Here is a 9,520-nt window from a genome sequence, read left to right on the forward strand (position 1 = left end):
TGTTTCCGTTGATTTATTGTTGGTTGTTACACGGCCAGGGAGAGCCTGGTCGACTCCACGGGCGCCCCGACTCCGGACGCCAGATAAGGAATAACGTTGCGCACCAGCCCTTCCACATCGAGCTGCTGGCCAAAGTCGGCCAGGGCGATGTCGCGCAGGGCATCGGCGGAGGCCATGGTGAACACGACGGTGCCCAGGGTGAAGTGCAGGCGCCAGAAGAGATCCGCTGGCGACAGGGCCGGATTGGCCTTGGAGATCGCCTGGGTGATCCGCATCAGAATGGGGCCGTAGTGGGCGGTGATAAAGCGGCGCAGGTGGCCCTGGCTGTCGATATAACCGCGTCCCAGCAGCTGCATAAAGATGGCCGGGCCATTGGCCCGCACCGCCGAGAGCTTCATCAGCGGCTCGACGAAGCTTTCAAACAGTTGCAACAGAGTCAGCTGCTCCTGCTCCATCAGTACCCGCAGGCGGGCATCGAGATCGGGCATAAACAGGCTCAGGTAACGGTCGAGTACTGCCTGGATCAGCTCCTTCTTGGAGCCGAAGTGATAGTTCACGGAAGCCAGATTGACGTCGGCCTCGCTGGTGATCAGACGCAAAGAGGTATCGGCGAATCCCCGCTCGGCAAACAGCACTTCAGCGGCATCGAGAATACGGTTTTTGGTATCGATTTTACTCACTGGACACCTCACTTAAACGAATGTTTAAAAAGTACGTTTCATAACGTGAAGTGTCAAGAGAATGTGAATGAGTGTTAGCGGAATGTTTTTCGATGAAAAAAGCAAAGTGGGCGGAACTTAGTCAAAAAGCAGGACTCTATATCTATGCCACTGCAATTAAACATTAAGTCTCGCCCAACCTGCACCATGCTAGTTGGGCCTTTTTTTTTGCGCGTTTGTTACCGGTTTGCGGTTTGCAGGCAAAAAAAACCGCCGCAGGGCGCGACGGTGGGGAAAGTGAGTTCGCGTCATCCTGACGGCAAACTGTCGATGCGAGTTCAGGCATGTATCGACGGGGGCAGTATGCCAGCCAGAGCCCCTCAGACTATGTCAGCTTCGCGGTATTTTGTGACAAAGTGTGGCAAGCACTGGCGTGGCCCAAGCTGCCGCTCTTTGTTATGCTGCTCCCTTAATATCTAAAGGGGAGAGAAGATGAAGTACCCGGTCGATACCCATACTCACACCATTGCCAGCACCCACGCTTACAGCACCATCCACGACTATCTGTCGATAGCCAGGGCCAAGGGGATCAAGCTGTTTGCCACCACGGATCACGGCCCCGAGATGGCCGATGCCCCTCATGTCTGGCACTTTGCCAACTTGCCCATACTGCCAAGAGTGGTGGATGGGGTCGGGATCCTGCGGGGTATCGAAGCCAACATCAAAAACCTGGAAGGGGAGATCGACTTTCCAGAGCGTTACGAGTCGCGCCTCGACATGATCATGGCGGGCTTTCATGAGCAGGTATTCCCTCCCTGCGATCAGGCAACCCACACCCAGGCGATGATCAACGCCATCAAGAGCGGTCGGGTCGACATGATCAGCCACCCGGGTAACCCCGCATTTCCCATCGACATTCAGGCGGTGGTCAAGGCGGCGGCCGACTATCGGGTGGCGCTGGAGATCAACAACTCCTCCTTCATTCACTCGCGCCCGGGCAGTGAAGGCAACTGCCGCGCCATCGTCGAAGCTGCGCGAGATTTGGGCGCCTACCTCACCTTCGGATCCGACTCCCACGTCGCCTTCAGCCTCGGCGATTTTGACCACTGTCACCGTCTGGTGACCGAAGCGGGCTTCCCGCAAGAGCGGATCCTGGTGCGCTCCCCCCGCGCCCTGCTCGATTTCCTCGAAAGCCGTGGCCGCGCCCATATTCCCGAGTTCGTCGATCTCTAAGACTGCTAACACCATGAGCCACCTCATAAAATCGAGTTGGCTCGATTGACACGCCGGTCATTTTTCATGAATCTGGATAGCAACCAGCCGGTATAGCTCAGTTGGTAGAGCAGCGCATTCGTAATGCGAAGGTCAGGAGTTCGATTCCCCTTATCGGCACCATATAAAACAAAGGGTTAGCTTCGCAGTGAAGCTAACCCTTTGTTATTTTTTGCTTCATACCCCTCCTTGTACCCCTCTTTTGCGATTTGCTACCCCTCCGGTTGAGTAACAAAAAAGCCCATCCTGCTTGGGTGGGCTTCTTGGGGTGACTTCTAGCCAAGACACTTCGCCATTGCCATATTGGCAAACTGATCGGCCATATACTGCCTTGTCGCCTCATCAGGCCATTGTGGCATCTTGTATGCTTCTATTGTTAGGCGGGTCACTATTCCCCACCAAACGGTAGCACCTTCATCTGCCCCCTTGTAGAGTGCGGTTAGTGTATCCGAGAGTAAGCCGCCCTGCTCTTGACGCTTCTTCATCACATCCAAAGCATAAGACGAGACACGATTGCAGTCGTGAGCATTACCCAAGCGATAGTCGCTGCCGTTTGGGTACATCTCAGACAGCTTTAGCCTAGCGATACATCGTCGACTTCTCTTTGACCAAAACAAAGCTTAAACGTATCTCTACTAATCGACTTCAATAACTCATCTTTTTTTGACATATCTTTAGGAAGTGGGTGCTCGAACATCAATTTCAAGAGAAATGCGTTAACATCATGAAACTCCTTTGGAACCCCTAATTTATCCCAAAAACCTCTTCCTTGTTTTTGGTTTTCTAACGCTTCTGCTTCATTATTTAGTGTGCCTTTTATACGCAACTCCATATTGGAACTTGCTAACATGGCATTAGTTTGACAGAGGTCCTTCGCGGCTTCATCAGACAGATTTGGATAAAAGCCTGTAACCAACACGCTTTCCGGCAACGTCATTATAGAAACTACATTTTTAGCCCAAGCATGGCCTACCAACATTATCAACACTGCCCCTAAAATCAATCTCTTCATCTTCCCCAAACTCCCGTTGTTCTGGCGAACATGCCGCTATTGTGTCGCTCGTCTAGCTATGACCTAGCCGTAACCTAGCCGTTATGATACCAGCTTACAGGCGTCAATTTGAGCCGTGGGAATCTGTTTCTTGCATGTTAACGATCACACAATTTTGGTTTGCGTCCGTTCGGTACTAGCCAATTGCTAGCCAATCACTAACCAGATATTACCGTTTTATTACCGTTGGGCTCTCACCGTTTTATCACCGTCGTTTGGATGCGGTGGGGTAGCAGTTGCCAGTACCTCACCATGCAAAACCCCAGTGCTGGCGCGGCTTACAGGTGCGTTTTTTGTTAGTGGTGAAGTTGGTGAGGTAAGTTTCCTATAAACCCCCTCAGCAATAGCCGTTGCTTGTGTTCGTGAGCAGCTCCCAGTGTGTCAATCCCTTCCCCTTGTCTATGTGTAATTACTTTATAAAGAGATCTACTTCACCACTTCACCAAATATGAATGAAAGCCAGCAGCAGCAAGGGTTAGCGGCTGGTGAGGTAGCCCGTTTTCTACCTCATGACTACCTCACCGCTTCACCACAAAAAAGCCCCGCCAAATCGGCAGGGCTCAAGGGGGTGCCACCAGCAACGGCTATTCTTGGGGCTGCGGCAAATCGTTCACCGGCAAACGGTATTCCTTGCGCCCCGATCTCGCTGGGCGTGATTCTATGCGCCCTTCCTTTTCCAGCATTGTTAACGCCCTCCCATATCTGCCCGCCATCGCGGGCTTTTCAAGGTGATATTCACAAAGATCGGCAGCAGTGAACCAGCGATTGGATCGCATCGGGCGGGCCAAGTGCCGGTCAACAATTGTCTCGTAATGCGGCCCCTTGTCGGTGTGCGAGTCGTTCGCCGTGGTGGCCTGCTTGCTGGTGGCCTCGTCGAGATACCAGCTTGCCCCCGCATCGTAGTCCGCTTTGACTTCAAGCCAGAACTGGCGCAACAGTTCGGGAGCGGTTTGGCTTTGACGGCCCGCGTCCCAACACCAGCCCAATAATTCATTCAGGCGGTCAAGATCTGCGGCACCTGCCATCTCGATAACAGCAAAACGAGCGTTCCCTGTCTGGTCTTTGAGAAAGTCAGTGCCGTTTACCGTCGCAATAAAGCCCGTCTGTCGGGGTTTCTCCGTGAATGATTTTGCGTAGGGTATGCGGAACCGATCCACATCGCGGGTAATGAACGCCTTCAATGCTCCGGCTTCGTGCCTTGTTGTCGTTTCCAACTCGGCCAGTTCCACAATCCAAGCCGAAACAGCGCGGCGTACATCGTCCGACTTGTTGGGGTCAATCGAGCAATCCAACGTCGAGCCCGTCACTACTGCGACCAGTCTGTTAACCCATGCCGATTTCTTGAATGACTGCCCCCCCACCAATACAGGCACGAGCTTTGATAGCCATCGCTGTTCATACAATGCTGCCACACACCCCACCAGCCAAGGGCGCAGGACTGAGGCGGCATAATCGGGCTCAGCAGCGTTGAGCGTTGCCAAGACAGCATCAACTCGGTGCACTTCATCCCATTTTGGGCCAGCCTCTAGCCACTCTCTGACAGGGTGATAACTGTTCAACTGGCACAGCGCGATCAAGTGCTCGTCTATCGCAGCATCGGGAACCTCGGCACGCTGGCAGGCGTCCACCAAAGCCGAACGCTGCCCCTCATCAGTTTTGCCAAGGCGACGGCCCTCGGCTGTCATGAGCTCAGGGGTTGCTGTCATGGTGTTATAGCGGTAAACCCATCCCTTATGCCTAAATACGGCCCACAGGTTAAGGGACGTTTTTAGCGGCTTTCCCCTCTCGTCAGTGTCCGGCAGAAATAACGGTGGTTCGATCTGCTCGGGGCTGGCTGGTGGCGCGAACGGGATCACATTGGTTGGCGGCGGCAGCGGCTTCATAGCGCGGCCTCCATGATCTCGGCCATTTGAGCGGTGCTCAGTAATGGAAACGTAATCGGCGTGGGCTGGCTAATAGCCTTTGCGGAGGTCTTAGCAACGGCTAACGGCTTGGTGCCCTCTCGCATCGCCTCGAATTGCTGGCGTTGCTCGTCGCGCTGTGCCCATGCCCACTCTCGGCGGTTGTGCGCGTGAATATCGGGGAAGTGCTCTCTGGCAATCTCTTGAACGGCTTTGACGCTATCCCCGCTGAAATTGCGAATGGTGATCAGGTCGAACTTGTCGCACAGCCTATTACCAGCGGGATCGCTTTGGTGGTGCGAGAAAATGCGCTCTTTGCCATCCGTCGAACTGGTCAGAATATGAACCCCAGCGGTGCCACTGGTTGATTCTGGTGCCATCCATGCGTTTCGCCCCTTTCGCTTATAGGCATAATGGGCGAGCAGCTCCGGCCATTCGTAGCTGGCATTCACGCGCTCGATGATCGACACCTGTCTACCCACCAATCTTTCATTGAATGGCTTGGGGGCTACCTGTTTAAACCGTTGGCTAACTTTGGCTGCGGCTGCTTGGTGCTGCTCCGCCAGCGCGGCAGCATTGAGCCAGAAGGGGGCGGACGGGCTCAGCGCTGCCCCCTCGGCGATCATGTGCTGATAATGCTCGGCAGTGCTTTTGATAACCGTTGGCAGGATCATAAATTGAGCAGGGCGGCCAACACATGGATCAGATCCCAGCAACTCGGCCAACGCGAATTGCAGATCCGCCCAGATAGTGAATGGCACAGGCTCGGCCAGCTCCACAAATACCCGATAACGGGGGGCGTCGGGCTGGTGGCTCAGGGTTGAATAGATGATAAACGAGCACAGCCCTTGCTCCTGCAAAACATCGGCTATGGTCTTGGGCGTCTGGCCCTTGGCGTTGTCCAAATCGGCGCGAAGCATTCCAAACAGTCCGTTAGCCTCTGCTTGCGCCTTGTGACGAGTCTTGCCATTGTGGGCGGCCACCAGTGGGGCAGTCCGTTTTGCGGCGTCCGGCGTGTGAGCGCGGTTTCGGTGAGGGATACAGGCTGCTTGTTGCAGATCTTGCCACGTAATAACTCCGAACGTTTCGTTATTTGAAACATTGGGAATAGTGGTAAAATTGATCATCTCGATATACCTTCAATTAGCTGGCGGGCTGGCGTCGAAAGTTCGCCCACCAGCGGCTAAACCTACGCCTCGGCCTTGCTAGTCGGGGCGTTTTCTTTCAGCAGTAAAGCCACCTCTTCGGGAAATGCCTCTTGAACCGCCAGCGCTCGCTCATACGCGAGCCTTTCGTTTTCCCCCTCATACTTGGGCTTGCTTCGCCAGAATCTCACTGTTATGCGCTCGAATTTTGCTGCGGCTGCACTGGCTGCCGCTCGCAGATCTGCTTTCGCGTTTGTTAGTGGGTAATGGGCCATCAGATTTCCCCCTCTTTACGGCGAGACTCTAGCCATTGCTCGATCTCGGCTAGGTTATACCTGACCGAGTTGGGGCCAATGTGGATGGGCTTTGGAAAGCAGGCGGCGGGGTTACGGCGCAGGCGCTCCACCGTGGAGCGGCTAACGCCTAGGCGGGTTGATAATTGAGAGGTTGAAATAAGCATGGGATTGCCCTCATTGCCAGCAGCGTAGATGCCTTGGCTTCTAGGCTCATTCTGTACCGCTGCGGCAGGGCTGCCCCCCCAGATTCATTTTGATTTTTGGGGGATCGGTTAGTTGGGCTCTATTTTTTCCTAACTGCTCCTCTGATATCGGTAGCTTCCACTCCCCAAAGTTTCCCCAATAGTGACCTCCATCTCTCGTCCTTATCGTCAACCGCCAATCCGTATTCCTGAAGCAATCCCCGTGCGCTCTTGGCGTATAGATTAAGGGCTTCGCGCTCTCTCTGGATCCGAGAATGCGCATGCTTACACGCAGCCAAAACCTTTCTCATCGCGGCAGTTAGTTCCGACTCATCATCCCACAAAAGCTCCCTCTCTAAAAAAGCCTGAACAGTCTCAAGTTCTTTTTGCTGATCAGTTTTTGAGCGCAATTTATGCCCGAGGCGCATGTTTTCCTTTGCCGCAAAAAGGGCAGGATTCAGGCATGAGGCCAAAGTGACAAGCAGCATAATGACAGACTCACCATCAATTGATTTTCCCCCTCGTGCGCCATAGAGAAAAAGCCTCGTCTCAACATCTTCGTAAACGTTAATAATTCTGCGTATAAGACCCAACTTAACTTCTTCAGCCATCGGTGAGACCATTGCGATTTTTTCACCGTCATCGGAGTAAATGGGGAGATGTAGACGCGTCCAATGATCCAGCAGCCATTCTTGTGTGACCCGCATCACCCACGCTCCCCAAAGTTGACGGAAACCACGTTATCTGGCTTGACCTGCTCCGGTTGCGTTATGGTTGCCATGAAATCTCCCCAGCGCAGAAACAGCGCCCGCAACTTCTCGGCCATGCCGCCCACTTGATAGGTGCGGATCAGCCTGTCTTTGGGGACGTGGTTTAGCATCAGCTCGATCAGGCGCTCGGGGGCATCCAGATATTCAGCGGCCCCCGTTGCCATACTGCGGCGCAGGTCGTGCGGGCTGAATGGCGCAAGCTCGGCAAGGTACTTGATGCGAACACGCTCTAGCGCCTTGGTGACAGCATCCCCCGTGATCGGGTGTCCGGTCTTGCTGGTGGACTCGAACACATAGGGGCCATTAGATAACGCCTTTTGCTGCTCGATAATATCCAGCGCCAGCGGGCACAGGGTTACAACGTGGGCGCGTCCGTTCTTGGTTTCGGGGATTGTCCAGCGGTCGCCGTTAATCTGCTCCCAGCGCATCCCTACAGCCTCGGAACGGCGTACAGCGGTCAGGGTTATTAAACGCAAGCAGTTTGCCACCGCCAGCGATAGCACTACGTTAGACGCGATCCCACGGCCACCAGCAGCCACAGAACCGCCGCCAGCAGTCGCTTGTTCAAGTGCTGCCCATAACTGGCGCAATTCATCGCGGGTCAACCAGCGTTCACGGGGTGGGGGCATAGATGCGCCAAACATGGCGGGTTTGAGTAGGCGAGCAGGGTTGATCTCGATGTGACCTTGTAATACCGCATGATCAAGACACTGGTTCAGGACTATCAGCCCTTTTCGTGCGCCCTCGGCTGTCTCTACTCGGCGGAAATGCTCATACAGTACGGCACGGGAGAGATCGCATACTCGGGTATTGCCAATGGCCGATTCAATGTGGCGGGTGAACGTCCCCTCATAATCGCGCAGGGTGCGCGGGCCTATCGGTTTCGATTTGGCTCGCATCACCAGCCAATCGCGGTAAATCTCGCCAAGGGTTGGCATCTCGATGTTTTTCGCCTTGGCTTGCTTGGTGACAGTAAGCGGATCAATTCCCTGCTTTACCAATTCAGCCGCTTTACCGTGGGCCTGTCTGGCTTTTGCTAGGGTCATGGCGGGATAGCCGCCAAGCAGCATTTCCCCAGCTTTGCCCGCTATCTTGTAGCGATAGACAAAGCGCTTGATTCCACTGGTGCGCACTTCCAGCTTGAGCCCGCCACCATGCTTTGACTGGATAGCCATACGGCGCACAATAACGCCGGATTCTGGTTTGATTGCCGCAATCTCGGCATCGGTTGTAATCGCCATTCCGTACCCCTCCTCATACCCCTCTTTTGCTATGGTATAGGGTGATATTTCACGACACAACCTGATACGGAACATTGATGGCAAATAATTGATTTTAAAGGTGAACTATCGTTATTGTGAGACTGTCTGAAACAGGCTGAAATCGACTAAATCTGGATTCGTAATGCGAAGGTCAGGAGTTCGATTCCCCTTATCGGCACCATATAAAACAATGGGTTAGCTTCTTCGTGAAGCTAACCCATTGTTTTATTTTGCTAAAGCGTATTGCATACCCCGTTTTGCTTTTTAAGCCCCGCCCATGTGTCTTTTGGATGCCCACATCCCAATTGTCTGCAAGGTGACGCCCGTTTTGCTCCGTTTCACTTAACCTGCACCTTGGGGCGTCAGCTGCTTGCCGATGTGCCACTGGCTACACCGGATCGCGCAGAGCCTCCAGTCGCCCCTGGTGGACTGCCTTGACGAACTCGCGGTAATCCCGGCGAACCTGATCGGCATACTCAACGGCAAATTCACAAATTGACTCATCAAACGACTGACTGCTCCCCATGTAGCCGGCTATCAATCCGGCATCTCCCGAACGTGCATGGGCGCGAGCCAGTACCCTGGCGCACAAGGTGCCGTAAATCGACAGTAGTTCGGCATCCCACCCTTCAATAATCGCGCTGATTTTGACATCCCTGAGCTGCCTGAAATAAAAGTGCTGGCCATTTTGGGCAAGGGTCCAACCGAGAAAGATGTCGGTTGCCGCTTGCATGAGCCGTTGCCCTGCGACAATGCGCTCGCCATGGTTGGCATGCTGGCTTTTTCCTGCATAAGGTTCGAGGACGGATGGACGAGCCTCCTTGACCTGCAAAAATAAGGCTCTGTCCCAATTACGTGTTGAAAGGCTAATCTTGAAGTAGGCCATCACCTTGAGGTCTAGCATCATGGATACCCCAGCCTTTCAACACCTCTTGTCTCTCTTTCCCCAGTTAACCCTGCGCCAGCGTCGTGTTGCCCAACA

10 protein-coding genes and 1 tRNA gene are annotated in these 9,520 nt (G+C 54.0%); 2 read left to right on the forward strand and 9 right to left on the reverse strand.

Features of this window, described 5'->3' with window-relative positions:
* Positions 1 to 26: 26 nt before the first annotated feature.
* Positions 27 to 680 (reverse strand): TetR/AcrR family transcriptional regulator, encoded by a 654-nt coding sequence (locus BSP75_RS11810; protein WP_042020647.1) that lies wholly within the window; start codon positions 678 to 680, stop codon positions 27 to 29.
* Positions 681 to 1,151: 471 nt separating this feature from the next.
* On the opposite strand from BSP75_RS11810, the gene BSP75_RS11815 reads away from it, so the two are divergent.
* Together BSP75_RS11815 and BSP75_RS11820 are read left to right on the forward strand one after the other, a co-directional pair.
* Entirely contained in the window at positions 1,152 to 1,892 is a 741-nt protein-coding gene (locus BSP75_RS11815) for a phosphatase (RefSeq protein ID WP_075113305.1), read from the forward strand.
* A gap of 86 nt (positions 1,893 to 1,978) precedes the next feature.
* A tRNA-Thr gene (locus BSP75_RS11820) sits at positions 1,979 to 2,054 on the forward strand.
* 152 nt (positions 2,055 to 2,206) lie between these two features.
* Here BSP75_RS11820 and BSP75_RS21815 read toward each other — a convergent pair.
* From BSP75_RS21815 to BSP75_RS11865, 8 genes are all read right to left on the reverse strand, one after another.
* The gene (locus tag BSP75_RS21815; protein WP_075113306.1) at positions 2,207 to 2,494 is read right to left on the reverse strand and encodes a hypothetical protein; all 288 of its coding nucleotides are present in this window, start codon (positions 2,492 to 2,494) and stop codon (positions 2,207 to 2,209) included.
* A gap of 11 nt (positions 2,495 to 2,505) precedes the next feature.
* Positions 2,506 to 2,943 (reverse strand): hypothetical protein, encoded by a 438-nt coding sequence (locus tag BSP75_RS11830; protein WP_075113307.1) that lies wholly within the window; start codon positions 2,941 to 2,943, stop codon positions 2,506 to 2,508.
* Between the two features lie 623 nt (positions 2,944 to 3,566).
* Positions 3,567 to 4,865 carry a virulence-associated E family protein gene (locus BSP75_RS11835; RefSeq protein WP_253186630.1) on the reverse strand — a complete coding sequence of 433 codons (1,299 nt, stop codon included), beginning with the start codon at positions 4,863 to 4,865 and terminating at the stop codon, positions 3,567 to 3,569.
* The gene (locus BSP75_RS11840; protein ID WP_075113308.1) at positions 4,862 to 6,010 is read right to left on the reverse strand and encodes a hypothetical protein; all 1,149 of its coding nucleotides are present in this window, start codon (positions 6,008 to 6,010) and stop codon (positions 4,862 to 4,864) included. Before BSP75_RS11840 ends, BSP75_RS11835 begins: the two co-directional genes overlap by 4 nt.
* A 292-nt stretch (positions 6,011 to 6,302) precedes the next feature.
* Positions 6,303 to 6,488, reverse strand: coding sequence for an AlpA family phage regulatory protein (locus BSP75_RS22160; protein WP_075113309.1), 186 nt, complete (start codon positions 6,486 to 6,488; stop codon positions 6,303 to 6,305).
* Between the two features lie 119 nt (positions 6,489 to 6,607).
* On the reverse strand, positions 6,608 to 7,213 hold the full coding sequence (locus tag BSP75_RS11855) for a hypothetical protein (RefSeq protein WP_075113310.1): 606 nt from the start codon (positions 7,211 to 7,213) through the stop codon (positions 6,608 to 6,610).
* Positions 7,213 to 8,517, reverse strand: coding sequence for a site-specific integrase (locus tag BSP75_RS11860; RefSeq protein WP_075113311.1), 1,305 nt, complete (start codon positions 8,515 to 8,517; stop codon positions 7,213 to 7,215). The genes BSP75_RS11855 and BSP75_RS11860 overlap by 1 nt, the downstream gene beginning before the upstream one ends.
* A gap of 409 nt (positions 8,518 to 8,926) precedes the next feature.
* Complete coding sequence (locus BSP75_RS11865; protein ID WP_083617145.1) at positions 8,927 to 9,445, reverse strand: DUF2252 family protein; 519 nt, start codon at positions 9,443 to 9,445, stop codon at positions 8,927 to 8,929.
* Positions 9,446 to 9,520 lie beyond the last annotated feature (75 nt).

It is taken from the genome of Aeromonas sp. YN13HZO-058, assembly GCF_001921245.1.
GTDB classification, from domain to species: domain Bacteria; phylum Pseudomonadota; class Gammaproteobacteria; order Enterobacterales; family Aeromonadaceae; genus Aeromonas; species Aeromonas allosaccharophila.

What these genes read in the sequence shown, in the direction of transcription:
- BSP75_RS11815 (WP_075113305.1), top strand. Translation starts at nt 1,152, where the DNA reads ATGAAGTACCCGGTCGATACCCATACTCACACCATTGCCAGCACCCAC.
- BSP75_RS21815 (WP_075113306.1), bottom strand. Translation starts at nt 2,494, where the DNA reads ATGTACCCAAACGGCAGCGACTATCGCTTGGGTAATGCTCACGACTGC.
- BSP75_RS11830 (WP_075113307.1), bottom strand. Translation starts at nt 2,943, where the DNA reads ATGAAGAGATTGATTTTAGGGGCAGTGTTGATAATGTTGGTAGGCCAT.
- BSP75_RS11835 (WP_253186630.1), bottom strand. Translation starts at nt 4,865, where the DNA reads ATGAAGCCGCTGCCGCCGCCAACCAATGTGATCCCGTTCGCGCCACCA.
- BSP75_RS11840 (WP_075113308.1), bottom strand. Translation starts at nt 6,010, where the DNA reads ATGATCAATTTTACCACTATTCCCAATGTTTCAAATAACGAAACGTTC.
- BSP75_RS22160 (WP_075113309.1), bottom strand. Translation starts at nt 6,488, where the DNA reads ATGCTTATTTCAACCTCTCAATTATCAACCCGCCTAGGCGTTAGCCGC.
- BSP75_RS11855 (WP_075113310.1), bottom strand. Translation starts at nt 7,213, where the DNA reads ATGCGGGTCACACAAGAATGGCTGCTGGATCATTGGACGCGTCTACAT.
- BSP75_RS11860 (WP_075113311.1), bottom strand. Translation starts at nt 8,517, where the DNA reads ATGGCGATTACAACCGATGCCGAGATTGCGGCAATCAAACCAGAATCC.
- BSP75_RS11865 (WP_083617145.1), bottom strand. Translation starts at nt 9,445, where the DNA reads ATGATGCTAGACCTCAAGGTGATGGCCTACTTCAAGATTAGCCTTTCA.